Source organism: Leifsonia sp. 2MCAF36 (assembly GCF_052115525.1).
GTDB lineage: Bacteria > Actinomycetota > Actinomycetes > Actinomycetales > Microbacteriaceae > Leifsonia.
In genome coordinates this window covers 21,792-45,629 of record NZ_JBFRGV010000006.1, presented here as the reverse complement: position 1 = coordinate 45,629, position 23,838 = coordinate 21,792, and the positions used below count along the sequence as shown (strand labels likewise).

At 70.0% G+C, this 23,838-nt stretch carries 21 protein-coding genes and 1 tRNA gene; 11 read left to right on the top strand and 11 right to left on the bottom strand.

Annotation, left to right across the window (positions count from 1 at the left end):
- Positions 1-10: 10 nt before the first annotated feature.
- Genes tatC through AB4079_RS10235 form a run of 8 tightly spaced genes read right to left on the bottom strand, consistent with a single transcriptional unit; the run spans position 11 to position 6,277 of the window.
- A complete protein-coding gene (gene tatC / locus AB4079_RS10270; protein WP_441787548.1) occupies positions 11-763 on the bottom strand; it encodes a twin-arginine translocase subunit TatC in 753 nt (250 codons plus the stop codon).
- Between the two features lie 43 nt (positions 764-806).
- Positions 807-1,094: a Sec-independent protein translocase subunit TatA gene (gene tatA / locus AB4079_RS10265; RefSeq protein WP_441787197.1), complete on the bottom strand. Its 288-nt coding sequence runs from the start codon at positions 1,092-1,094 to the stop codon at positions 807-809.
- 4 nt (positions 1,095-1,098) lie between these two features.
- Positions 1,099-1,458, bottom strand: a complete 360-nt coding sequence (locus AB4079_RS10260) for a hypothetical protein (protein WP_441787196.1) — start codon at positions 1,456-1,458, stop codon at positions 1,099-1,101.
- Between the two features lie 9 nt (positions 1,459-1,467).
- Positions 1,468-2,472 carry a helix-turn-helix transcriptional regulator gene (locus tag AB4079_RS10255; RefSeq protein WP_441787195.1) on the bottom strand — a complete coding sequence of 335 codons (1,005 nt, stop codon included), beginning with the start codon at positions 2,470-2,472 and terminating at the stop codon, positions 1,468-1,470.
- Positions 2,465-3,541: a helix-turn-helix transcriptional regulator gene (locus AB4079_RS10250; RefSeq protein ID WP_441787194.1), complete on the bottom strand. Its 1,077-nt coding sequence runs from the start codon at positions 3,539-3,541 to the stop codon at positions 2,465-2,467. The genes AB4079_RS10255 and AB4079_RS10250 overlap by 8 nt, the downstream gene beginning before the upstream one ends.
- A gap of 21 nt (positions 3,542-3,562) precedes the next feature.
- Positions 3,563-4,480 (bottom strand): peptidylprolyl isomerase, encoded by a 918-nt coding sequence (locus AB4079_RS10245; RefSeq protein WP_441787193.1) that lies wholly within the window; start codon positions 4,478-4,480, stop codon positions 3,563-3,565.
- 40 nt (positions 4,481-4,520) lie between these two features.
- Positions 4,521-5,555 (bottom strand): tRNA (adenine-N1)-methyltransferase, encoded by a 1,035-nt coding sequence (locus AB4079_RS10240; protein ID WP_441787192.1) that lies wholly within the window; start codon positions 5,553-5,555, stop codon positions 4,521-4,523.
- Positions 5,552-6,277, bottom strand: coding sequence for an HAD family hydrolase (locus tag AB4079_RS10235; protein WP_441787191.1), 726 nt, complete (start codon positions 6,275-6,277; stop codon positions 5,552-5,554). Before AB4079_RS10235 ends, AB4079_RS10240 begins: the two co-directional genes overlap by 4 nt.
- 87 nt (positions 6,278-6,364) lie before the next feature.
- On the opposite strand from AB4079_RS10235, the gene AB4079_RS10230 reads away from it, so the two are divergent.
- The gene (locus tag AB4079_RS10230) at positions 6,365-7,300 is read left to right on the top strand and encodes a proteasome assembly chaperone family protein (RefSeq protein WP_441787190.1); all 936 of its coding nucleotides are present in this window, start codon (positions 6,365-6,367) and stop codon (positions 7,298-7,300) included.
- Positions 7,301-7,337: 37 nt separating this feature from the next.
- On the opposite strand, the gene AB4079_RS10225 is transcribed toward AB4079_RS10230, so the two are convergent.
- Together AB4079_RS10225 and AB4079_RS10220 are read right to left on the bottom strand one after the other, a co-directional pair.
- A complete protein-coding gene (locus AB4079_RS10225; protein ID WP_441787189.1) occupies positions 7,338-8,201 on the bottom strand; it encodes an undecaprenyl-diphosphate phosphatase in 864 nt (287 codons plus the stop codon).
- A gap of 21 nt (positions 8,202-8,222) precedes the next feature.
- On the bottom strand, positions 8,223-9,542 hold the full coding sequence (locus tag AB4079_RS10220; RefSeq protein WP_441787188.1) for a M20/M25/M40 family metallo-hydrolase: 1,320 nt from the start codon (positions 9,540-9,542) through the stop codon (positions 8,223-8,225).
- 133 nt (positions 9,543-9,675) lie between these two features.
- Here AB4079_RS10220 and AB4079_RS10215 point away from each other — a divergent pair.
- The 4 genes from AB4079_RS10215 (at position 9,676) to AB4079_RS10200 (ending at position 13,000) form a co-directional block, all read left to right on the top strand.
- A tRNA-Leu gene (locus AB4079_RS10215) sits at positions 9,676-9,760 on the top strand.
- Positions 9,761-9,850: 90 nt separating this feature from the next.
- The gene (locus tag AB4079_RS10210; protein ID WP_441787187.1) at positions 9,851-10,810 is read left to right on the top strand and encodes a cation diffusion facilitator family transporter; all 960 of its coding nucleotides are present in this window, start codon (positions 9,851-9,853) and stop codon (positions 10,808-10,810) included.
- Between the two features lie 69 nt (positions 10,811-10,879).
- Positions 10,880-11,884: a helix-turn-helix transcriptional regulator gene (locus AB4079_RS10205; RefSeq protein ID WP_441787186.1), complete on the top strand. Its 1,005-nt coding sequence runs from the start codon at positions 10,880-10,882 to the stop codon at positions 11,882-11,884.
- Positions 11,885-11,902: 18 nt separating this feature from the next.
- A complete protein-coding gene (locus tag AB4079_RS10200) occupies positions 11,903-13,000 on the top strand; it encodes a VIT1/CCC1 transporter family protein (protein ID WP_441787185.1) in 1,098 nt (365 codons plus the stop codon).
- An 18-nt stretch (positions 13,001-13,018) separates the two neighbouring features.
- Here the strand turns inward: AB4079_RS10200 and AB4079_RS10195 are convergent, their stop codons facing one another.
- Positions 13,019-13,522, bottom strand: coding sequence for a DUF1707 domain-containing protein (locus AB4079_RS10195; protein ID WP_441787184.1), 504 nt, complete (start codon positions 13,520-13,522; stop codon positions 13,019-13,021).
- A gap of 189 nt (positions 13,523-13,711) precedes the next feature.
- Here AB4079_RS10195 and AB4079_RS10190 point away from each other — a divergent pair, with 189 nt between their 5' ends.
- From AB4079_RS10190 to AB4079_RS10165, 6 genes are all read left to right on the top strand, one after another.
- Positions 13,712-16,702: a DUF7927 domain-containing protein gene (locus AB4079_RS10190; RefSeq protein ID WP_441787183.1), complete on the top strand. Its 2,991-nt coding sequence runs from the start codon at positions 13,712-13,714 to the stop codon at positions 16,700-16,702.
- An 80-nt stretch (positions 16,703-16,782) separates the two neighbouring features.
- A complete protein-coding gene (locus AB4079_RS10185; protein ID WP_441787182.1) occupies positions 16,783-17,073 on the top strand; it encodes a DUF6504 family protein in 291 nt (96 codons plus the stop codon).
- Positions 17,074-17,181: 108 nt separating this feature from the next.
- Positions 17,182-18,015 (top strand): DUF3097 domain-containing protein, encoded by an 834-nt coding sequence (locus AB4079_RS10180; RefSeq protein WP_441787547.1) that lies wholly within the window; start codon positions 17,182-17,184, stop codon positions 18,013-18,015.
- 103 nt (positions 18,016-18,118) lie between these two features.
- Positions 18,119-18,811 carry a hypothetical protein gene (locus tag AB4079_RS10175; RefSeq protein WP_441787181.1) on the top strand — a complete coding sequence of 231 codons (693 nt, stop codon included), beginning with the start codon at positions 18,119-18,121 and terminating at the stop codon, positions 18,809-18,811.
- Positions 18,811-20,376 carry a DNA polymerase Y family protein gene (locus AB4079_RS10170; protein WP_441787180.1) on the top strand — a complete coding sequence of 522 codons (1,566 nt, stop codon included), beginning with the start codon at positions 18,811-18,813 and terminating at the stop codon, positions 20,374-20,376. The genes AB4079_RS10175 and AB4079_RS10170 overlap by 1 nt, the downstream gene beginning before the upstream one ends.
- Positions 20,376-23,810, top strand: coding sequence for an error-prone DNA polymerase (locus tag AB4079_RS10165; protein ID WP_441787179.1), 3,435 nt, complete (start codon positions 20,376-20,378; stop codon positions 23,808-23,810). Before AB4079_RS10170 ends, AB4079_RS10165 begins: the two co-directional genes overlap by 1 nt.
- Positions 23,811-23,838: the final 28 nt, after the last annotated feature.

Genomic DNA, 23,838 nt, shown 5'->3' with positions numbered 1-23,838 from the left:
CGTGGCAGCGCTAAGCGGCGAGCTCTGCTTCCAACCGGTTCGCGATCTTGACCGCGCGGCGGTCGTGCAGCCAGGCCACCCCGTACGCGGCGAAGTACAGCGCCACCATCGGGATCGCCAGCAGGAACATCGACAGCACGTCGGCCGCGGGCGTGGCGATCGCAGTGAACAGCGCGATCAGGATGAGCGCCCAGCGCCACGACGCGATGATCGACTTCGCGCTCAGCACGCCCACGAAGTTCAGCAGCACGAGGAAGACGGGAAGCACGAAGGCGATCCCGACGGCGATGACGAGCTTGAGGATGAAGTCGAAGTAGGTCTTGGCGCCGATGATGGCCGAGTCGGCCTCTGGCGCAAAACTGGTCAGCAGGCTCACGATGTGCGGGACGAGCAGCCAGCCGGTCACTCCCCCGGCGATGAAGAGCGGGACGGCCGTGAAGAAGAAGCCGAAACCGTACTTCAGCTCTTTGCGCGTCATCGCCGGAACGAAGAACGCCCAGATCTGGTAGAGCCAGACCGGGCTGGAGATGATCGCGCCGATGGTGATCGCGACCTGCATCTTCAGGTCGAACGCGCCGGTGATGCTGTCATAGTTGAGCATCGCCTGGCGGCCCTGCTGCTTGGCGATGTCCGTGATCGGGCCGCGCATCGCGTCCATCACATAGTCGCTGAGGAACCACCCGATGACCGCGCCCACCACCAGGGCAAGGGCGGAACGGAAGAGGCGCTTGCGAAGCTCGATGAAGTGCTCGGCGAGCGTCATCCGTCCTTCGCGGCTCGAGCCTCGCTTGGTGGAGGCCACCGGGCTAGGGCTTCGGCTTGGATTCGGTCGAGGGGTCGACCGGAGCCGGAACGACCGGCGTCGGCGCAGCCGGCGCCTGTGCGGCCGGGCTGGAGGAGGCGGTGTTCTGGGCCGTGCCGTCAGCGGCCTGGTCCGACTTGCCGTCCTTCTTCATCTCCTCGACCTCGCCCTTGAAGATGCGCATGGACTGGCCGATGCTCTTGGCGAGCCCGGGAAGCTTCGGCGCACCGAAGAGCAGCAGGATCACGGCGAGGATGATGAGCAGATGCCATCCGGTCAGTCCTGCGAACATGAGATCAGGTCCTTCTCAAAAGGTGGGCGAAGCGATCGGGAACCGTTGCCGGGTCCACATCGACAAGTAGTCTACCGCGCCTGACTCTGGCGTCCCTGCGAGCTTGCCTGGCCATCGCGCGCTCGGCGAGCTTGCCGTGGCGCTCGGCGAGCAGCTCCCCCGCGTCGGCGAGCACGGCTGGTTCGAAGCGTTCGTGCAATTCGTCGGCGCGACGAGACAGCACCTCCGTCTTGTCCATGAGCGCCGCCGCCTCGCGCCCCGCCGCCATGAGCTTGCGGAACAGCCACCAGGCGAAGAAGACGAGCATGCCGAGGAGACCGAGTACGAGCACGGTCCAGATCACCAGCCACGACCACCAGGGCATGCGCCCAGCCTACCGGTGGAGGTCGGAGGCGCCGGTGTACCGTTCCGCGCCGGCGCGGGCCCAGCCGGCCACGACTTGGCGCGCCTCAGGAGGGTCGAGCACCGTGAGCACGCCGGAGAGCCCGGCGACCAGCCGTTTGAGCCCGTGGAAGTGGGCGACGCGGACGCTGGTGCGGATGATGCCGCCGCGCTCGGCGCGCTCGGCGCGCTCGGCGCCTTCCGGGATGTAGTCCTCGATCAGGCGGATGGCCGAGGCGGAGACGTCGACCGTCACCAGTTGGTCGTCGTCCGTGCCGGTGAACAGCGTCTCCGGGAGCTTCACATCGCCCGGACGGTAGGTGATCGGCTCCGCGGTCGCGACCAGGTCGTCGATGCGGTCGAGGCGGAAGGTGCGGATGGCGGTGCGGAGGTGGTCCCAGCCGCGCAGGTACCAGTCCTGGTCGACCGACTCGATCCGCAGCGGATCGACCCGGCGGCGCTCTCGCTCGCCGCGCGAGCTCAGGTAGTCGAACTCGACCTGCACGCCGGCGATGACCGCGTCACGGATGGTCGCGAGTGCTTCGTCCGTCTCCGACCGGGCCACCGCGAGCTGACTGGGCGCCGCGGAGGCGCCGCGGGCGAGCTTCGCCATCAGCGAGCCGATCGCATCCCGGTCGGCGTTCTCGGGCAGCGCTGTGAGGTATTGCAGGCCCGCGATCAGCGCCGCAGCCTCGCGCGCCGAGAAGCGCGGCGAGTCGTCGATGGCCACCTGGTGGGTGAGGACGATCTGGTCGTTCTCCTCGAAGTCGTCCCAGGCGATGTCGAACAGGTCGCCGGGCTGATAGGCGTTCGTCTCGCCGGGGATGCCCGACACCGCGATCAGGCGGACCGCGTCGCGCAGCTGCTCCTGCTCGACGCCGAAGTGGTCGGCGGCCTCGGCGACGCTGACCCGGTCACGGTCCATCAGGTACGGGACGAGAGCGAGGAGGAAGGCGAGCTTGTCCTGCGCTTGCATTGGCTTGCGGCGCTCAGCCATCTGCGGCCTCCCCCGCGGCGTCAGCCGGGGCACTGTGTGCGCTTGCGTGAGCGGCGACGACCGCTTCCAGTCGCTGCAGCACCTGGTCGCGCAGCTCCTGCGGCGCCAGCACGAGCACCTCCGGACCGAACGAGGCCAGCTGGTCCGCGAGGATGTTGCTGTCCGAGAAATTGACGGTCAGGCGCACGGGCTGCCCGTCTGCGCCGACGGGAATCGCGTCGCCGTAACGCTTGCCCAGCCGGGTGGCCGCATCCGTACCCGCCGTGACCTCGATCTCGGCGACGTTCGACTCCCAGATCCGCTCCAGCTCGAGGAGGGCGCGCTCGGCGAACGCCTCGCCGCCGACGCGGTACTGCTCGGGATCGAACACCTGCGACGTGAGCTTCACGGGACCGACGACGCGAGACAGCAGGAAGGTGCGGGAACCGTTCGCCTGCTGATCGATGCCCTGCAGGTGCCAGCGGCCCTGGTGCTGGACCAGCGCAAGCGGGGCGACCGTGCGCTGTCGCGACGCGCTCTCGCCGGGCTTCAGATACGGGAACTGGACCAGGACGTGCCGTTCCAGGGCCTGGTTGAAGGGCTCGAATGCGCTCTCCCGCACCCGCAGCCGCGGTGCGTAGCCGACCACCGGATCGTCGGCCTCGACGCCGAGCGAACGCAGCTTCATCAGGGCGCGCCGGGACTCCCCCGACAGCGAACCCTCGCGCCAGACGGCAGCCGCGAGGCCCAGCAGTGTGAGCTCCTCCGGCGAGAAGCTCACATCGGCCGGCAGGTCGTATGCGCCTTTCGGAATGCGATAGCGCAGGAGCTGATTGTTGCCCGACGCCTCGGGAGCCTCCACTGTCTCCAGCGGGACACCGAGTTCGCGGATGTCGTCCTTGTCACGCTCGAACTGGCGCTCCAGGCTGCTGTTGTCGCCGTGCGACTCGTAGCGCTGGCGGTAGCCCTGCACGGTGGACAGGATCTCGCTCTTGGTCAGGCCGTTCTCCGTCGCGAGCAGGGCGAGCACCAGGCTGAACAGACGCTCTTCGACCGGGACGCGCGCGGGCGAGGACGAGGAACGGGACACCCGTCCATCCTAGTCCGCGGGCTAGCGGATCCCCAGGATGTCGACGGCCCATGCCGCCGCGGGGACCTGGCCCTCGGTGGGCGCCTCGATGACCACCTGCGAACCCACCGTCTTACCGACGAGCTGCCCGAGGACGCCCTGCGGGAGGGCCTGGTTCAGCTGGCTCTGGCCGGTGCCGATGGATACCAGATCCGGCGAGCCCGACTGCCAGCTGGAGAAGACGACGTTCTTGTTCTCCCAGCCGACGGCGGTGTACTGCAGGATGACGAGCGAGTCCTTCTTGACCGTTCCGCCGTCGCCGACCTTCAGCTGCTCGGTGCGGAGTGTCTTCGGGGCGGAACCGGACGACGGGATGGTGATGCCGGGCTGACCGGTCGGCGCCAGCACCACGGTCGGGAAGCCCGAAACCGACGGCCGGACCGCGCCGTTCGCCTTCGCCAGGTACGCCTTCATGATGTCGACGACGATCACGCCGGAACCTGTGGCGCCGGAGCCGCCCGCATCCTTCGGCGAGATGACGACGGCGACGCGCGATCCGACGGGAGCGCACTGGAGGCCCTTGCTCAGGGTCGCGTTCCCGGAGCCGAGCGCCAGCGGGTAGGTGTCACCGCTGCCGAAGGATGTCTGCTGCACAGAGCCGGTCGCACCGTCGAGGATCGTGTACTGGATCTCGACGACCTGGCCCTTGTGGACCTGCTCCCCGCTGCCCTCGGTGAGGATGCTGCGCTCCGACTTCTTCGTGTCGAGCGGCGTCGGGACCGTGATCTTCGGCTTCGAACCGATCTTGCCGGTGGCCTCCACCAACTGCGAGGCCGGGCCAGACGGGAGGGCGGTGCCGCAATCCTGGTTGGGGTTCGTGGAGCACCCGGTCAGCGCGGCGGCCACGAGGCCTGCGGCGAGCACGACGGCGGACGTTCTTCCGAGGGTGACTCTGCGCACGGGTTCTCTTTCGATCGGGGCTTGAGGCGGCCCATTTATGCTAGCCGACGCCCGGAGCGTCCTCGTCCGCGTCCGCGTTACCGTCGGCCTCGGCATCGCGAGTCTTCGCGAGGTCGGCACTGGCGGTCGCTTCCCGCATCCGCTTGCGCAGGCTCTTGGGGCTGGACTGCCGCTCCCCCAGCGCTCCGGGCGTCCACGCCTCCACATCCGCGTCCGAGTAGTCGGATTTGGACGGGCGCCGCTTGAGCTCGGGCAGGACCGTGCCGGGCGCCAGCCGCCGGGCGGTGATGAGGAAGCCGGTGTGCGCGATCATCCGGTGGTCGGGGCGCACCGCCAGACCCTCGACGTGCCAGCCGCGCACCATCGTCTCGTTCGACTGCGGGTGCGTGAAGTGACCGGAGGCGCGGATCGCCTCGGCGACACGCGAGAGCTGGGTGACGGTGGCGACGTAGCAGATGACGACACCGCCCGGCTTGAGCGCCTCGGTGACCACGTCGAGCGTCTCCCACGGCGCGAGCATGTCGAGGACGACCCGGTCGACCGTTCCCGGCTCGACCGCGGCGGGCAGCGCATCCTGCAGATCGCCGACGGTGAGCGTCCAGTTCTGCGGATCGGCACCGAGGAAGGTGGCGCCGTTCGCACGGGCGACCTCGGCGAACTCTTCGCGGCGCTCGAACGAGAGCAGCCGGCCCTCCGGGCCGATCGCACGCAGCAGCCAGAGGGACAGAGCGCCGGAGCCGACGCCCGCCTCCACCACGGTCGCGCCCGGGAAGATGTCCGCCAGGGCGACGATCTGCGCCGCATCCTTCGGATAGACGATCGCGGCGCCGCGCGGCATCGACATCACGAAGTCGGTGAGCAGCGGACGGAGCGCCAGGTGCTCGACACCGGCGTTGTTGGTCACGACCGAGCCATCCGGGAGACCGATGATGTCGTCGTGCGCGAGCACGCCGCGGTGGCTGTGGAACTGCTTGCCCGGTTCCAGAGTGATGGTGTTCATCCGGCCCTTGGGACCGGTCAGCTGAACGCGGTCGCCGGCGCGGAACGGGCCGGAGCTGCGGGGCGTCTCGTTCATCGTCCGACCGCCTCACGACGTGCGCGGGCCACCGCGACGACATCATCGGCCGTGCGGCCCTCCAGCGACTCCCAGAGCGTGTGCTGGTCCGACTCCGGGAGCGGAACGATGTGCGGGACGCCGATGGTCGTCGCCCCGGAGGCGACCGCCGACGCCACGCCGACCAGCGAGTCCTCGATGGCGACGGTGTCGGCCGGCTCGACGCCGAGCAGGCGCGCGGCGCGCAGGTAGGGCTCCGGGGCGGGCTTCGGCTCGTCCACCTCGTCGCCGCTGACGATCGCATCGAACGCCGGGAAGGGGATGTGCCCGACGATCTGCTCCGCCATGCGGCGCACAGACATGGTCACCAGAGCGGTGCGGATCCCGCGCTCCCGCAGCGACTGCAGCAGCTCGCGCGCCCCGGGCCGCCACGGCACGCCGTCCTCGTCGAGCTTCTGCTGCACCCGGTCGGTCAGCCAGTGGACGATCTCGTCCGCCTCCATCGCCACGCCGCGCGAGCGGAGGATCTCGGCCGAGTTCCACAGACCGAGGCCGACGAGCAGCAGCCCGTCGTCGCGCGTCCAGGTGCCGCCGAACGAGCCCACCAGCTCTTGCTCGGAGGCCATCCAGTACGGTTCGGTGTCGACGAGGGTACCGTCCATGTCCCACAGGACGGCGGCAGGCAGGCCCGCCGCATCCTGTTCGATGGGGGCCTGTTCGCTGCGAGGGGAAGACGCGGTCACAACGGGCAAGTCTATCGGCAGAGGCGCAGGCCTATCCTTGAGGGATGGCGCCCCGACCGGTCGCCGGGAAGGACGAGGGACGACTTCGTGACTGACGGACAGAACATCCTCGGCGGCCGCATCCTCGTGGTTGCGTTCGAAGGCTGGAACGACGCGGGCGAGGCAGCCAGCGGTGCGGTGAAGACGCTCAAGGAGCAGCTCGAGGTGGTGCAGCTCTCCGAGGTCGACCCGGAGCTCTACTTCGACTTCCAGTTCAACCGGCCGGTGGTGACGGATGACGACGGGCGCCGGCGCCTGATCTGGCCGTCTGCGGCGGTGTACGGGCCGTCCCTGCCCGGGCGGGTCCCCGAAGACCTCGCCGGCGACGCCGAGCTGATGGTCACCGGTGACAACGCGGGCAACATCTTCCTGCTGCTCGGCACCGAGCCGTCCCGCAGCTGGCGGAGCTTCACCGCCGAGATCATGGATGTGGCACTCGCGGCCGACATCGGCGCGATCGTCTTCCTCGGCGCGATGCTCGCCGACGTGCCGCACACCCGGCCGATCTCCGTCTTCGCCTCCAGCGACAACGCCGCCGTTCGTGCTGAGCTCGGCGTCGAGCGCTCGAACTACGAGGGGCCGGTCGGCATCCTGAGCGCCCTGGCCGAAGGGGCGGAGGACGTCGGCATCCCGACGATCATGATCTGGGCGTCGGTTCCCCACTACGTGCACAACGCGCCCAGCCCGAAGGCGGTGTTGGCTCTGATCGACAAGCTGGAGGAGCTGGTCGATGTGACGATCCCGCGCGGAACGCTGGTCGACGAAGCGGCCGCCTGGGAGGCGGGCATCGACGCACTCGCCGCCGACGACGAGGAGATGGCGTCCTACATCCAGCAGCTGGAGCAGGCGCGCGACACGGTCGACTCGCCCGAGGCGAGCGGCGAGGCGATCGCGCAGGAGTTCGAGCGCTACCTGCGCCGCCGCGGAGACGGCCGCGACGGCGGCACCGCCGGTCGCGCCCCCGACGACCCCCGCCGCGGCTGACGCGTGCCGGGTCACGCGTGCAGGCTTACGCGCCGGGTTACGCCTGCAGGACGCCGGTGGCGAGCAGCACCATGAGAAGCACACCGAGGGCGATGCGGTAGATCACGAACGGCAGGAAGCTGCGTCGCGAGATGTAGCCCATGAAGAACGCGATCACCAGCAGCCCGACCACGAAGGCGACGATGGTCGCCGCAGCGGTCTCCACCGGCCCGAAGACCTCCGGCGTGCAGGTCCCCGCGCTGGCGAGAGCCTGCGTGCACGGCTCCTTGATCGCTTTGTACAGCTGATAGAAGCCGCTCCCGAACACCGCGGGAAGCGCCAGCAGGAACGAGTAGCGCGCAGCGGCCCGGCGCTGGTAGCCCATGAAGAGGCCGGCTGTGATCGTGCCGCCCGAACGCGAGACACCCGGGATCAGCGCCAGCGCCTGCGCCAGGCCGAAGATGATGCCGTCAAGCCAGGTTAGCTCGCGCAACCGCTTGGTCTTCGCGCCCACCCAGTCGGCGATCCCGAGCAGGACGCCGAAGACGATCAGGGTCGTCGCGACGATCCAGAGCGAACGGAACGTCGTCTCGATCTGGTTCTGGAAGAACAGCCCGAGCACCACGATCGGGATACTGCCGAGGATGACCAGCCAGCCCATCCGCGCGTCGGGGTCGTTGCGCGGGATGCGGCCGAAGAGGGCGCGGAACCACTGTTTGATGATCCGCGTGATATCGCGCCAGAAGTACAGCACCACGGCAGCTTCCGTGCCCAACTGGATGATCGCGGTGAACCGGGCACCGGGGTCCGCGCCGGTCCCGAGCAGCTCCCCGACGATGCGGATGTGCGCCGACGACGAGACCGGCAGGAACTCGGTGAGACCCTGCACGAGGCCGAGGATGAGAGCGTTGATGAAGTCCATGCGTTCGGAAGGTCCCCGGAGTCAGTAGGTGCGGAGGAGGTCGCGGAGCACGGTCCTCCCGAACACGAGCGCGTCGAGCGGCACCCGCTCGTCCACCCCGTGGAACATGCCGGGGAAGTCGAGGTCTGCGGGCAGCCGCAGCGGTGCGAAGCCGTAGCCGGTGATTCCGAGCTTGCTCAGCGCCTTGTTGTCGGTCCCGCCGGACAGGAGGTACGGAAGCACAGGCGCACCCGGATCGTGCTGCTGCAGCGTCCCGGTGATGGCGTCGACGAGGCCCCCGCCGAACTCGGCCTCCAGGCCGATATCCCGGTGCATCACCTGGATCTCCACGTCGTCCCCGATCAGCTCGCGCACGCGGGCGAGCACGGCATCCTCTTCGCCGGGGAGCGTCCTGATGTCGATCAGAGCCTCTGCCGTGTCCGGAATGACGTTGTGCTTGTAGCCGGCCTCGAGCACGGTCGGGTTCGTGGTGGTGCGCAGGGTGGCGAGGATGAAGCCGGCCGCGGTCCCGGTGCGGATGACGACTTCATCAGGACCGATGCGCTGCGGGTCGACGTCGAGCAGGCGGCCGAGCTCGCCGATCAGGCGGGTCGTCGTCGCCGTGAGCTGCAGCGGCCACTCCTCTCGGCCGAGAGTCACGACCGCCTCCGCGAGCTTCGTGATGGCATTGTCGCGGATGAGGCGCGAGCCGTGAGCGGCGCGGCCTCGCGCGATGAGCTTGATCCAGACCAGCGACTTCTCGCCGGTCTGAAGCAGGTACGCGCGTCGGCCGGCCAGATCGATGGAGTACCCGCCGACCTCGCTGATCGCCTCCGTCGCACCCGCGAAGAGTTCCGGATGGTTGTCGACGAGGTGGTGCGAGCCGCGCCGGCCGCCGTCCTCCTCATCGGCGAAGAACGCTACGACCAGATCGCGCGCCGGCCGCTTCCCCGCGCTCAGGATGTCGCCGACCGCGGTCAGGATCATCGCATCCATGTTCTTCATGTCGACCGCGCCGCGGCCCCAGAGCAGGCCGTCCGTGATCTCTCCGCCGAACGGATCGACCGTCCAGTTGCGCGGGTCGGCTGGCACCACGTCGAGGTGACCGTGGACGACGAGCGCGGGCAGCTCCGGGTTTGCGCCCTCCACGCGGGCGACGACGCTCGCACGGCCCGGGTCCGACTCGAAGACCTGCGGCTTCAGCCCCAGCTGCGCGAGCTTCGCCTCGACGTACTCCGCGGCGTCCGCCTCGCCGTTCGACCGGCCCTCACCGTAGTTCGTGGTGTCGAAACGGATGAGATCGCGGGCGATGATCGCGGTCTCGTCGAGGCCGGACTCGGACGTGCGGAGTTCGTCGGTCATCCCATTACGCTACCGGGCGCGAGGACGGCCCGTCCCGCCACGCCCGGGCTGAGGTTCCGAGTGATCCGGCCGGGGGAATCCATGCTAGGGTTTTTCTTCGGCAGCCGGAGAAGTCCGGAGGCCGCACACCTGAGTCCGGGTGGCGGAAATGGCAGACGCGCTAGCTTGAGGTGCTAGTGCCCGTATAGGGCGTGGGGGTTCAAGTCCCCCCTCGGACACATAACGCAGGGCCTCGGTCATCGACCGGGGTCCTGTTGCTTTCTCCGACGGCGCCGCCGGCGTTTTGCGGGCGGGTCTATGGTGTCGCCATGCCCCGGAAGAAGCGGTCGTCCTCGAGCCTGTTCACCGTCCTGTTCGCCTTCGCCGCGAACATCCTGGTGGCGCTGGCCAAGACGGTCGCGGCGGTGATCACCGGGTCCGCATCGCTGGTCGCAGAGGCGGCTCACTCGTGGGCGGACGCGGGCAACGAGATCTTCCTGATCCAGGCGGAGCGCTCCGCAGCGAAGCCGCGGGACGACTCCCACCCCGGAGGCTACGGGCGCGGCGCGTACGTCTGGAGCCTGTTCGCGGCGGTCGGCCTCTTCACGGCCGGCGCGGTCGTGTCGATCATGCACGGCGTGTCCGCGCTCAGCGCCGAGCGGGAGGACACCGAGTACCTCGTCGGCTACCTCGTGCTGGCGGCGGCGTTCGTCTTCGAGGGGATCTCGTTCGTCCAGTCGTACCGGCAGGCGCACGCGAAAGCGTCCTCGACCGGCACGGGCACCCTCGAGCATGTGCTCCGCACCTCCAATCCGACCCTGCGTGCCGTCTTCGCGGAGGACTCCGCGGCACTCGTCGGCCTGGTGATCGCCTTCTTCGGCCTCCTGCTGCACGAGCTGACCGGCAACCCGTTCTGGGATGCGCTGGGCTCCATCCTGATCGGCGTGCTGCTCGCGGTCGTCGCGGTCGTGCTCATCGACCGGAATCGACGGTTCCTGGTCGGCGAGCCGGGTTCCGACCGCGCCTGGCAGCTCGTCCTCACGGCGCTGCTGCGGCACCCTGCGGTCGAGAAGGTCACCTACCTGCACATCGAGTACGTCGGCCCTGAGAGGTTCTACCTGGTCGCCGCAGTCGACCTGCTCGGGAACGACCCCGAGTCGGACGTGGCCGTCGACCTTCAGGACGTCGAGGAGGAGTTGGAGCGTTCACCGTGGGTGACGGAGGCTGTGCTCACGTTGTCCCGGCCGGGCGCGGAGGCGCTGGTGCCTGCGGTGACCGCGGGCGACTGATCGGGTTCGGAAGCCGCATTGCGGCCATAGCGGACACTATCCGACCGCAAGCTCGGCACAATGGGAAGCATGGCAAGCACCGGCTCCCGAGCACTCCAGCTCCTCTCGCTGCTCCAGACCCACCGCTACTGGCCGGGTCAGGAGCTCGCAGACCGCCTCGACGTCTCGCCCCGCACACTGCGGCGCGACGTCGAACGGCTCCGCGACCTCGGCTATCCCGTCGACGCCACGCGCGGCGTGGCGGGCGGCTACCAGCTGGCGGCCGGCGCATCGCTGCCCCCGCTCGTGGTGGACGACGACGAAGCCGTGGCGCTCGCGGTCGGCCTCCGCACCGCGGCCCAGAGCGGTATCGCCGGGGTGGATGAGGCATCGGTCCGCGCGCTGGCCAAGATCGTGCAGGTGATGCCACCGCGACTGCGACGACGCGTCGACGCGCTGCGGATGACGACCCTCTCGACCGCGCTCGGACCGTCGCCCTCCGCCGACCCGGGCATCCTCACCGCCCTCGCCCAGGCCTGCCGCGACGAGGAGCGGATCGAGTTCGCCTACGTCGCCCGCGACGGGCAGGCCTCCACCCGCACCGTCGAGCCGCATCGGCTGGTGTCGATCGAGCGCCGCTGGTATCTCGTCGCCTACGACCTGACGCGCTTCGACTGGCGCAGCTTCCGCCTCGACCGCATCGCCGAGCCGCGCACCACCGGCCACCGGTTCCGGCCGCGCGCGCTTCCGGCGGAAGACGCGGCCGAGTACGTGCGGGAGTCCCTGCACAGCATGGTCGAGCCGATGGTGGTGGACGCGACGATCGAGGCGCCGCACGACCGAGTGGTCGAGGTGTTGGGGCGCTGGTGCACCGTCGAAGACAACGGCGACGGGACGAGTTCCGTGCACATCACGGCCGACAGTGCCGAGTGGGCTCTGTTCGGGCTGGCCGCAGTGGATGCGCCGTTCCGGATCATCGGACCGGAGGAGGCCCTCCTCGCAGCGGCGGACTGGGGCGAGCGGTTCACCCGGTCGGCGGCCGCACTGGGAATCGACTCAGGAGTGGACGGGAAGCCCCCGGCCCCCGCTGGCTGAGCGGCTAAACTGGAGGGGATGACGACCGCAGCCCGCACCCCGAGCCCCGCCGACATCAAGAGGTGGCGCCGCTATCTCGCCGACGAACGGGCTGAGGCCGCCGTGTACCGCGACCTGGCCAGCCGCCGCCGCGGCGAAGAGCGCGAGATCCTCCTCGCCCTCGCCGAGGCCGAGGGCCGCCACGAACAGCACTGGGTCGGCCTGCTCGGCGAGCGCGCTGGACGACCGCTGCGCGGCGACGTCCGCACGCGGATGCTCGGCTGGCTGGCCCGCCGTTTCGGGTCCGTCTTCGTGCTCGCCCTCGCCCAGCGCGCCGAGGCCCGCTCCCCGTACGCCGCAGACAGCGACGCGACCCCGCAGATGGCGGCCGACGAGCAGGTGCACGAAGAGGTCGTGCGAGCGCTCGCCGCACGCGGACGGCAGCGGCTCTCCGGAACCTTCCGCGCGGCCGTGTTCGGCGCCAACGACGGTCTGGTCAGCAACCTGGCGCTCGTCCTCGGCGTCAGTGCCAGCGGCGTCGCGAGCCACGTCGTCCTTCTGACCGGTATCTCCGGACTGCTGGCCGGCGCGCTCTCCATGGGCGCGGGCGAGTACGTCTCGGTGCGATCCCAGCGGGAGCTGCTCGAGGCATCCTCCCCCAACCCGGCCACCGGGTCGGCCCTCCCCCACCTCGACGTGGACGCGAACGAACTGACCCTGGTCTACCGGGCGCGCGGAATGTCGGCGGAGGAGGCGGCCGAACACGCGCGTGAGGTCCTCTCCGGCCTGCAGGCGGTGACCTCGCCCATCCCGATCGCGACCGTCACGTCCGACGCACCGGAGGACGAGCACGAGGCGATCGGCACCGGATGGAATGCCGCCATATCGAGTTTCTGCTTCTTCGCGTCGGGAGCTCTCATCCCCATCCTGCCGTTCCTCTTCGGGCTGACCGGGACGGCGGCGATCATCGTCTCCGCCCTGCTCGTCGGAATCGTGTTGCTGGGAACGGGCGCCGTCGTCGGCTTGCTCTCCGGCGGCTCGCCGCTCAAACGCGCCATACGCCAGCTGCTCATCGGCTACGGCGCAGCGGCGGCGACGTATCTCCTCGGACTCCTGTTCGGCGCGACGATCGGGTAACGCCCCCGCGCCCTCGGGTTACCTGCGGCGGCCGGAGCCGGTGCCGTACGTGATCGCACCCACCAGCGGAATCAGCAGGAACCACAGCCAGCTGTACTGGTAACCCCACGCCATCCCGGTCAGGAAGAACAGGATCAGCGACACGAACGGGATCACCGAGACGATGAGCAGCCCCCAGCGGCTCGACGGCTCCCGGTTGCCGCCGCCCCAGCTGGCGCCGGAATCGTAGGGCTGCGGATACGGCTGCTGCGCGGCGGGCTGCGGGTACGGCTGCTGCGAGGTCGGCTGCTGGGCGGTCGGCTGTTGGGCCGGGTCGAGGTGGAGGCCGCCGGGCAGGTCGGCGAACAGCGGGGCGAGGTCTCCCCGAGTGACGGCTGAGCGCGCCGCCACCGCTCGGGTCTGCAGTTCCGCGTCGCTGAGCCGGCCCTGACCGGCGTGCGACTGCAGGGCGGCGACAGCCCGTTCGCGCTCGTCGTTGCTGAGGCGCAACGATGCGCCGGATGAATCCGCCATGTCTGCCATGTCCGTCAGTATGCCGGAGCGAGAGGACCTCGCGCAGGATGGCGTCGCGGGAACCCATGTTTGCATTCCCGTCGTTGTTCGAATTGGGCCCCTCCGCTGCGTCACGGATCAGCGAATCCGCCGTCTTCTCAAGTAGGGCGCCAACGCCCCGGAAGACTTCACCCGAGAACCCGAGGGGAAACGCAGATCATGGCGCGTCGTTCCAGATCCCTGGCCCGCCGAGCACGTCGCTGGCGTGTCGGCGCTTTCGTCGTCATCTGCACCGCAGTCGGTGCTCTCGCCGCCTCTCTCGTCCTGCCCCAGTACTTGTCCAATGCGAGCAGCACCGCACCGTCGACGCTCTACAAGACAGGCGTCAACCTGACGAGCGGATCGACGGCGTCCTCCGCCGACTCCCCGCGCGGCAACCTGGTCGGCACGGCCGCGCCCGGCGACACGCTCAAGTGGACCATCAGCCTTCTGAACTCTGCCAACGCCAACGCATCCGTCTCCGTGACCGATGTCACTTCCGACGCCGGGAGCTACCTTCCGGGATCATTGGAGTTGCCGCCGAACCCGAACCCGGCCGGAACACTCACCCCTCAGCACTCCACCGACGGCGGAGCCTCGTGGAAGCCCGGCACTCCCCCGCCGGGAGCGACAGGAATCGGTTTCACCGGCACGCTGGCACCCCCGGGAACGCAACAGCTGTCCCCGCCGTTCACCGCCGTGCAGCCGCCGACCCTCTCCACTCTCGGCGGGGATGCCTTCAATGCCGTCCTCCACAACGGTCTGGTGTACGCCGTCTTCCACCACTGGGCCGGGCAGGTCTTGTACTGCGCCCGGATCGAGGGAGGAACATGTCCCGGCTGGCCGACAGACGGCAACGCGCAGTACTGGTCGTCAACGGTCGGAACACGGGTCGGGACGGGCACCCAGTTCCCGGGCATAACGGCCCCCGCGAACTCCACCTGGATCACGGGCGACAAGCTGTACTGGTACACCGGGCTGTCCGACTCGTCGAGCACAGGATTGGGCTGCCTCGACCTGACCACGACGACACCGACCAGTTGCGGATACCTCCCGCGCTCCGGCCGCGCCATCAGCAATAACTACATCGGGGCGCAGATCGGCGGCGTCGGCATGCCGGCCTCGGACGGCAATCGCTACAGTGTTGCCGTCAACAACGGGTCGGCAGACCTCATCTGCCTGAAGCCTGACGGCTCCGCTTGCCGCGGATACGCAGGTCTTCTGACGAGTGTCGACAGTCCAAAGATCTTCGCCGCTGTCGCCTTCGGCGACTACGTCTTCGCCAACGCACACCGGGTCGGTGACGGGCCATGGAGCACGTACTGCTACAACATCACACTCGGCGCTCCGTGCCCAGGCTGGGCGAACGGATGGGTGACGACGGTGGGCTCGGGATTCGGTGGAGCGGTGTTCGCGCCCATTCTTTCCACGTCTGGCGCCTTCATCGGCGTGTGCACTGTGCCGAATGGTCCGAGCAGCTCCAACCTCTGCTGGAATCTCAACGGTTCGTTCACCCTGCGTGCCGGCAACCCGTATTCCGGAACGGGGGCGAACTACAACCCCGCGGACGGGGCGTCCGGAGCGGTCTACGCCCGCGGTACCAGGGTTTACGTGTCGAATGGCGATCAGGTCATCTGCCGCGATTTCGCCTCGTACTCGGGCGCGGGGACTGTGCCGCCCTGCGCCGGCTTCATCAACGTTCCCAACGTGAGGAACTACACCGTCGAGCCCGCAACGGAACTGGGTCCCGAGTGCCTGGTCGCCGCCTCGGACTCAGGACAGATCACGTTCTTCGACGGTCGAACCGGTGCGCGTTGCACCTACTCCGCCCCGCAGAACCTCACGGTGGCGCCGGCGGCGTACTACTGCGGGAGCGGTGCCCAATCGTTCCGCGGATGGGACACGCTGGCGCTTCCCGGGCTTACTCCCACGGCCTACTCGAACGCCTTCGTCACGCTACGGGATCAGAAGGGCGCTGTCATCGCCGGCTACGACAACGTCTCGATCGCGGCCGGCGCGGGCCTGAACCTCTCGTCGATTCCCACGAGTATCACGTCGATCACCGCCACGGTGGAACTCGTCGGGGCGAAAGACGTGGCGAGCGTCGCCACCGGGCAGATCTCGATCAGTTGGAAGGGCGAACCCCCCGAGTTCTGCTTCAAAACGATTGCACCGCCGAAAGCCTGCGACGCCCCTCACCAGGACCTGACGAACTCGGCCCGAGCGGTCGTCGACGGGGGGACGGGATCCGGCGGCCCGAACAGTAACCAGACCGCACCCGTGACGTTCGTCCTGCAGACGCCCGACGATATGTGCTCGCTGACGGTGACGAAGAGCTCGCCGCAGCAGCAGGTCGAGCCGGGAGACACGGTGCACTACGAGATCACTCTCCGCAATTCCGGCTCTCAGGCGTTTGGCGGGGCCGTCATGTCCGACGACCTGACCGACGTCCTCAGGGAAGCTTCGTTCAACGGCGATCACTCGGCATCATCGGGCGCCCTGACGTACACCGCCCCGGTGCTCTCCTGGGTGGGCACTTTGCAACCTGGCGAATCGGCGACGATCACATACTCGGTCACGGTGAACAGCCCCGACCTCGGGGACCACACGCTGGTCAATGCGGCTGTCTCGGAGTCCCGAGGCAGCACCTGCACGGTCGGCACGGCTGATCCCCGGTGCACCACTCTCGTGCGTGTCCGCGTCATCGACCTGTTGTGGCACAAGGTCGACGAGACCAAGGCCAAGAACCTCCTGACGGGTGCGGCCTGGAGTCTCACGCCGGTCGGCACGGCGGGCAAGCCGATCGGACCGGCCATCGACGTGTCGGATTGCCGCGCGGAGTCGGCGGCATCCTGCACGGGTGCAGACCGTGATCCCATCGGAGGGCTCTTCCAGCTGACCAACCTAGGACCGGGCACCTACCACTTGGTGGAGACGCAGGCGCCCGTCGGCTTCCTGATCGATTCCACACCGATCCTGGTCACCATCTCGAGAGGGGCCACGACGGTCATGCTGCCCGACGTGGCGAACAAACAGCTGCCCGTGCCGAACATCCCCTTCACGGGCGGCCTCGGCTCAGACCTGCTGATGTCCTCCGGCGGCGGGATGCTCCTCCTCGTCGGCGGCCTCACGGTCTGGCACACCCTGCGCCGGCGCAGGACCACCGTCTAGAGAAAGAATGAGGATGCAGCGTCGGAGGCGGAGCGATACACTCGCTATCGAACGTATGTTCGATAGGCGAGGTGAGCAGCATGACCGAGATCGACGAGGCGGTCGCCGTGTGGACGACCGACGACGGAATCCCCACGAGGCTGGTGTGGCGATCCACCCGCTACCGCGTCTCCGACACCCCCACCGTGTGGGCGGAGGTCTGTGCGTGGTGGCGTCCGTTCGGCGAGCACCGCTACACGGTCGGGAGCCTTCCGCGCGAGATCGGAGGCTGGCGGTTCCAGGGCACGAACGAGCAGGGCGTCGCTCACGTGTTCGACGTCCGCCACGACGCGGTAGACCGGTCCTGGCGGCTGGTGCGGGTGTTCGACTGAGAGGCCCGGGCAAGAAGCAGGGCGCGGGCGTTCGGGATGCGGCGTTCCCGACCAGCCCAGCGTGGCTCCCCCACGTGCCGCGTCCGGTCGCATAGCCTCCATCGGGTGATGGACGACCGCTACGGAACGGATGTACTCGCCGGCGACTGGAAGGGCGCCGGGCGCACGCCTGTCCCCACGGTGGAGGCCGTGAGAGACCTCGTCGTCGAAGACGCCGCCAGCGGATTCTGCGGCGCGGTCACCCGGATCGAGGCGCAGACCGTCGAGCTGGAGGACTACTTCGGCACCAAGCGGGTGTTCCCGCTCACCGGTTCGTTCCTCATCGACGGCGGGGCGGTGCGGCTCGTGGTTCCTGCCCGCGGGCCCGCGGGTCGGTCGCGCACAGCCTCCGGATCGTTCGCTGTGGGCGATCAGAAGGCCCGGGTCGCGCGCGCCAGCCGCATCTTCGTCGAGGGCAAGCATGATGCGGAGCTCGTGGAGCGCGTCTGGGGTGACGACCTGCGCGTCGAGGGCGTCGTCGTCGAGTACCTGGAGGGAGTCGACGACCTGGACGCGATCGTGAAGGAGTTCCGGCCCGACCGCGGCCGCAGGATCGGGGTGCTGGTGGACCACCTCGTTCCGAACTCGAAAGAGAGCCGGATCGCCGACCAGGTGGCACGCGGCCCCTACGGCGCGCACGTCCTGGTGGTCGGGCATCCGTACATCGACATCTGGCAGGCGGTGAAGCCGGCCCGCGTTGGCCTGTCGGCGTGGCCGTCCATCCCACGTTCGGTCCCTTGGAAGCACGGCATCTGCGCCGCGCTCGGCCTGCCCCACGAGTCGCAGGCCGACATCGCTCGCGCGTGGAAACGCATCCTGGGCCGGGTGCGGTCGTACTCGGACCTGGAGCCTGAGCTTCTCGGCCGTGTCGAGCAGCTGATCGACTTCGTCACCGAACCCTGACCGACGGCCGGTCCCCGCCCCACGGACCCGGCGGCTGAACCCAAAGGTACGAACGCTCCAAAATACATTTGCCAGATTCGAACATGTGTTCGAAAATAGGAGGGTGTCACTCGCAGCCCAGCACCTCAGCGAACCGGTCGTCGACCGGGCGCAGGTGCACGAGCTGCAGACCCGCATCCGGCAAATGCAGGCCACCAAGCTCGAGAGCCGGACGCTGCAGACGCATCCCGCGCTCTCTCCGCTGCTTCCCGGCGGCGCGCTCAAGGCGGGCGCGGCGTACTCGGTGCACGGGTCGACCACGCTGCTGATGGCCATGCTGGCCGGCCCGAGCGCGGCCGGCGCGTGGTGCGGGGTGGTCGGGATGCCGGACTTCGGCGCCGAGGCGGCCGGCCGGTTCGGCATCGACCTGGAGCGGCTGGTGCTGGTGCCGCATCCCGGCGCCGACTGGCTGACCGTGACCGCGGCCGTCGTCGACGTGCTCAGCGTGGTGGTCGTCGCGCCGCCGTCCCGCGCGAAAGACGGCGACGTCGCCCGGCTGAGCGCCCGGCTGCGGCAGCGGGAGGCGACCCTCATCGTCGCGGGCGACTGGCCGCAGGTGGAGGCCACCCTCACGGTCGCCCGCAGCGGTTGGGACGGTCTCGGCGCGGGCAACGGCTACCTCGCGTCGCGCCGGGTGACGGTGGAGTCCGCGCCGCGCGGCGGTTCCGGCACACGCCGCACCGCCGACCTGTGGCTGCCGGCGGTGGATGAGAGCTTCCGCGCATCCGCCCCCACCCGCCTCGAGGCGGTGAGCTGATGCCCACCGCGCGCGAGGCGGCCGTCACCCGCGCGATCGTGCTGTGGTGCCCCGACTGGCCGGTGATCGCGGCCCGTCAGGCCCTCGACCTCCCCGCCGACCTGCCGCTGGCGCTGGTCGAGAAGGGGCTCGTGTTCGCCTGCTCGGACGCCGCGCGCGCCGACGGCGTGAAGCGCGGGCTGCGGATGCGCGAGGCGCAGGCCCGCTGCCCGCAGCTGGAGGTGGTCACGTACGACCCGGTGCAGGATGGGCGCGCGTTCGAGCCGGTGCTCGCCGCCATCGAGGAGATCACGCCCGGCGTGCAGCCGGTGCGCCCCGGTACGTGCGTGCTCCGGGCGCGGGGTCCTGCCCGCTACTACGGCGGCGAGGAGGCGGCCGCGGCCGAGCTGCTCCGCTGCCTGGAGGGGCTGGGGCTCCCGGATGCGCGGGTCGGCATCGCCGACGGGCCGTTCGCGGCCGAGCAGGCCGCCCGCTCCACCGGCCGCGCCCGCGTGCGCGTCATCCCGGCGGGCGACTCCCCCGCGTTCCTGGCGCCCCTGACGGTGGCCCAGCTGGGGCTCGCCGATCTGACGCCGCTGCTGCGCCGCCTCGGCCTGCACACCCTTGGCGACATCGCCGCGCTCTCCCGCATCGACATGCGGGAGCGGTTCGGCGAGCGGGGCGAGCATGCGCACACCCTCGCCAGCGGGCTCGACGGTGCAGCGGTGGTGCCGCGCACCCCGCCTGCGCAACTCGACCGCGCCATCGAGTTCGAGCCTCCCCTCGACCGGGTCGACCAGGTGACCTTCGCCGTCCGCGGCACGGCGGAGCAGTTCGTCGCCGGCCTCACCAAGGCAGGTCTGGTGTGCACGTCGCTGCGGGTGGAGGTGACCGACGAGTCCGGCCGGGTCGGCGAGCGCACCTGGCTGCACCCGCGGCTGTTCTCCGCCCCGGATGTGGTGGACCGGGTGCGCTGGCAGTTGCAGGGCGCCGGCGCGATCGACTCGGGCCTGGCGTCGCCGATCGCCCGTGTGGTGCTGGAGCCTGCGGCGGTCGACGACATCGGCCACCACGAGGACGGCCTTTGGGGCGGCGGGGCCGATGAGCGCATCCACCACGGCCTCACCCGCGTGCAGAGCATGCTCGGGCATGACGCCGTGCTCACGGCCACCATCGCCGGTGGGAGGGCGCCCGCCGAGCGGCAGGTGCTGGTGCCGTGGGGCGACCGGCCGGTGGGCGTCGCGCGCGCCGACCGTCCGTGGCCGGGGTCCCTGCCCGCACCTGCGCCATCGACCGTGTTCGAGGTGCCGCGTCCCGTCGCCGTGCTGACCGAGGAGGGCGCGGCCGTCGAGGTGACCGACCGCGGCGACGTGACCGCGCCGATCGCCCGCTTCTCCCCCACCGGCCGGGCCGGGGATGCACGCCCGGTCGGTTCCTGGGCAGGCCCGTGGCCGGTGCGGGAGCGGTGGTGGGATGCGTCCCTCGCCCGCGCCCTGTACCGCTTCCAGCTGGTCGACGCGGACGGGACGGCGTGGCTGCTCGCCCTCGCCGGCACCGGCTGGTTCGCGGAAGCACGGTACGACTGATGGGGTTCGACAACCCGCCGATTCCGTGGGCCGAGTTCGAACGGAAGCTCTCGGGGCGGCGCACCGCGCAGCAGACCGACGAGCGGCCGTCGTCGCGAAAGCGGCAGAAGTACGTGCCAGCGCCCATCCCGGACGCCCCGGACGGCGACGCCGTCCCGTACGCCGAGCTGCACACGCACAGCAACTTCAGCTTCCTCGACGGCGCCTCCTCGCCGGAGGAGCTGCTGGAGGAGGCCACCCGCCTGAGCCTGCACGCGCTCGCGCTGACCGACCACGACGGGATGTACGGGGTCGTGCACCTGGCCGAGGCGGCGGAGGCGTACGACCGGGTGAAGACCGTGTTCGGCGCCGAGCTGTCCCTCTCGCTCACCAAGCCGCAGAACGGAGAGCCCGACCCCGAGGGCAGTCACCTGGTCGTGCTCGCCCGGCGGCAGGAGGGCTACCACCGGCTCGCCGCCGCGATCACTGCCGGCCAGCTGGCCGGTGAGGAGAAGGGGCGCCCGCTGTACCGCCTCGACGAGCTGTCCGAGCAGGCGGACGGCGAGTGGATGGTGCTGACCGGCTGCCGGAAGGGCGACGTCCGTCTCGCCCTGGCCGAGCACGGCGAGCGGGGCGCCGAGCGGGAGGTCGCCCGGCTGACCGAGCTGTTCGGTCACGACAACGTGCTGGTCGAGCTGATCGACCAGGGCGGCCCGCGCGACTCCACCGAGAACGACATCCTGGCCCGGATCGCCGGCCGGCTGGGGCTTCCGACGGTGGCGACCAACAACGTCCACTACGCGAGCCCGGCCCAGTACCCGCTCGCCACCGCCGTCTCGGCCGTGCGCGCCCGGCGCAGCCTGGACGGGCTCGACGGCTGGCTGCCCGCCGCCGGGGCCGCGCACCTGCGCAGCGGCGCCGAGATGGCCCGCCGTTTCGCCCGCTACCCCGGCGCCGTCGAGCGCACCGTCGAGGTCGCCGACGACCTCGCCTTCCGGCTGCGCAGCGCCCGGCCGCGGCTGCCGAAGCAGGACGTCCCGGAGGGGCACACGCCGATGAGCTGGCTGCGCGAGCTGACCTGGCGCGGCGCCGCCGAACGCTACCCCGACCTCGACCGCAACCCGGCCAAGCGGGAGCGCATCGAGCGCGAGCTGGATGTGATCGAGGCGAAGGACTTCCCCGGCTACTTCCTCATCGTGCACGACATCGTGCGCTTCGCCCGCAGCCAGGGCATCCTCTGCCAGGGCCGCGGCTCGGCGGCCAACTCGGCGGTCGTCTACCTGCTCGGCATCACCGCGGTCGATTCGATCAAGTACGACCTGCCGTTCGAACGGTTCCTCTCCAGCATGCGTGAGGAGGAGCCCGACATCGACGTCGACTTCGACTCCGACCGGCGCGAGGAGGTCATCCAGTACGTCTACCGCAAGTACGGCCGGCACAACGCCGCCCAGGTCGCCAACGTCATCACCTACCGGCCGAAGAACGCGGTGCGCGACATGGCGAAGGCGCTCGGCTACTCCACCGGCCAGCAGGACGCCTGGAGCAAGCAGATCGACTCCTGGGGTTCGGTGCAGACCAGCGACGACCACGACATCCCGGGTGACGTGGTGGGGCTGGCGCAGCAGGTGCTGAAATTCCCGCGGCACCTCGGCATCCACTCGGGGGGCATGGTGCTGACCGACCGGCCGGTCGGCGAGGTGTGCCCGATCGAGCACGCCCGCATGGAGGGCCGCACCGTGCTGCAGTGGGACAAGGACGACTGCGCGTGGATGGGGCTGGTCAAGTTCGACCTGCTGGGTCTCGGGATGCTGTCGGCGCTCGACTACTCGATGCGCACCATCGCGGCGTCGCTGGGCGAGCGGTGGACGCTGGAGACCATCCCGAAGGAGGAGGCGGGCGTCTACGACATGCTCTGCCGGGCCGACTCGATCGGCGTGTTCCAGGTGGAGAGCCGCGCCCAGATCGGCACGCTGCCGCGCCTCCAGCCGCGCAGCTTCTACGACCTCGTGATCGAGATCGCGCTGATCCGGCCTGGACCCATCCAGGGCGGCGCGGTGCACCCGTACATCCGCCGCAAGACCGGGAAGGAGAAGGTCAGCTACCTGCACCCGGCGCTGGTCCCTGTGCTGGAGCGGACGTTGGGCGTCCCGTTGTTCCAGGAGCAGCTGATGCAGATGGCGGTCGCGGTCGGCGACTGCACGGCGGAGGACGCCGACCAGCTGCGCCGGGCGATGGGCTCCAAGCGCGGGGTGGAGAAGATCGACGCGCTGAAGGCGAAGCTGTACGAGGGGATGGCGCACAATGGCATCACCGGCGACGACGCCGACGCGATCTACGGCAAGATCGAGGCGTTCGCGAGCTTCGGTTTCGCCGAGAGCCACGCGATCAGCTTCGCCCTGCTGGTGTACGTGAGCTCGTGGATGAAGCTGCACTACCCCGGAGCGTTCCTGGCCGGGCTGCTGCGCGCCCAGCCCATGGGCTTCTACTCGCCGCGAACGCTCACCGCCGACGCCCGCCGGCACGGCGTCGTGGTGCAGCGGCCGGACATCCAGCGCTCGGGCGTGTTCCCGCTGCTGGAGCCGCTGGACGGCGAACGGCCGGCGCCAACGGGTTCCCGACCCACCGGCTCCGGGCCCACGGGCTCCGGGCCCACCGGCTCCGACCCGTGTCTGGAGGCGGACCAGCCGCCGATCGACCGGTTCGACCCGGCGGTCCCGCTCGACTTCGCCGCGCATCGCCGCGACGCTGGCCACGCCGTCCGGCTGGGGCTCGCGGCGGTCACCTCCATCGGCCAGAAGCTCGCCGAGAGGATCGTCGCCGAGCGGGAGGCGTACGGCCCGTTCCGCGACCTGGGCGACCTGGCCCGCCGCACCGGCCTGAACACCGGGCAGTTGGAGGCGCTCGCCGCGGCGGGCGCGTTCGAGGGCTTCGACCTGAGCAGGCGGCAGGCGATCTGGGAGGCGGGCAACGCCGCGCAGGAGCGGCCCGAGTTCCTGGCGGGCACGGCGATCACCGTGCAGCCGCCGCTGCTGCCGATGCTCTCCCCCGCCGAGCAGCTGGCCAGCGACCTGTGGTCGACCGGGATCTCGACCGACGACCACCCCATCCGGTTCCTCCGCCCGGCCCTCGCCGCGCGCGGGGTGTACCCGGCGGACACGCTCGCGGCCGGCGAGTCGGGGCGCCGCATCGAGGTCGGCGGGGTGGTCACGCACCGGCAGCGTCCGGCGACGGCGGCCGGGGTGACCTTCCTCAACATCGAGGACGAGACCGGGATGGTCAACGTGGTGTGCCCGGTCGGTGTCTGGAACCGCTACCGCCGGGTGGCCCGGCAGGCTCCGGCGATGATCGTCCGCGGCATCCTGGAGCGGAGCGAGGAGGGCGTGGTCAACATCATCGCCGACAAGCTCGAATCCCTCGACACGGGCATCCGCACCGTCTCGCGCGACTTCCGCTGACCCACCGCGAGGTGCTCGTACTTGCGCT

Coding starts and splice junctions, on each gene's coding strand:
- tatC (WP_441787548.1), bottom strand. CDS start 763: ATGACGCTCGCCGAGCACTTCATCGAGCTTCGCAAGCGCCTCTTCCGT.
- tatA (WP_441787197.1), bottom strand. CDS start 1,094: ATGTTCGCAGGACTGACCGGATGGCATCTGCTCATCATCCTCGCCGTG.
- AB4079_RS10260 (WP_441787196.1), bottom strand. CDS start 1,458: ATGCCCTGGTGGTCGTGGCTGGTGATCTGGACCGTGCTCGTACTCGGT.
- AB4079_RS10255 (WP_441787195.1), bottom strand. CDS start 2,472: ATGGCTGAGCGCCGCAAGCCAATGCAAGCGCAGGACAAGCTCGCCTTC.
- AB4079_RS10240 (WP_441787192.1), bottom strand. CDS start 5,555: ATGAACGAGACGCCCCGCAGCTCCGGCCCGTTCCGCGCCGGCGACCGC.
- AB4079_RS10225 (WP_441787189.1), bottom strand. CDS start 8,201: ATGGACTTCATCAACGCTCTCATCCTCGGCCTCGTGCAGGGTCTCACC.
- AB4079_RS10220 (WP_441787188.1), bottom strand. CDS start 9,542: ATGACCGACGAACTCCGCACGTCCGAGTCCGGCCTCGACGAGACCGCG.
- AB4079_RS10210 (WP_441787187.1), top strand. CDS start 9,851: ATGCCCCGGAAGAAGCGGTCGTCCTCGAGCCTGTTCACCGTCCTGTTC.
- AB4079_RS10205 (WP_441787186.1), top strand. CDS start 10,880: ATGGCAAGCACCGGCTCCCGAGCACTCCAGCTCCTCTCGCTGCTCCAG.
- AB4079_RS10200 (WP_441787185.1), top strand. CDS start 11,903: ATGACGACCGCAGCCCGCACCCCGAGCCCCGCCGACATCAAGAGGTGG.
- AB4079_RS10195 (WP_441787184.1), bottom strand. CDS start 13,522: ATGGCAGACATGGCGGATTCATCCGGCGCATCGTTGCGCCTCAGCAAC.
- AB4079_RS10190 (WP_441787183.1), top strand. CDS start 13,712: ATGGCGCGTCGTTCCAGATCCCTGGCCCGCCGAGCACGTCGCTGGCGT.
- AB4079_RS10185 (WP_441787182.1), top strand. CDS start 16,783: ATGACCGAGATCGACGAGGCGGTCGCCGTGTGGACGACCGACGACGGA.
- AB4079_RS10180 (WP_441787547.1), top strand. CDS start 17,182: ATGGACGACCGCTACGGAACGGATGTACTCGCCGGCGACTGGAAGGGC.
- AB4079_RS10170 (WP_441787180.1), top strand. CDS start 18,811: ATGCCCACCGCGCGCGAGGCGGCCGTCACCCGCGCGATCGTGCTGTGG.
- AB4079_RS10165 (WP_441787179.1), top strand. CDS start 20,376: ATGGGGTTCGACAACCCGCCGATTCCGTGGGCCGAGTTCGAACGGAAG.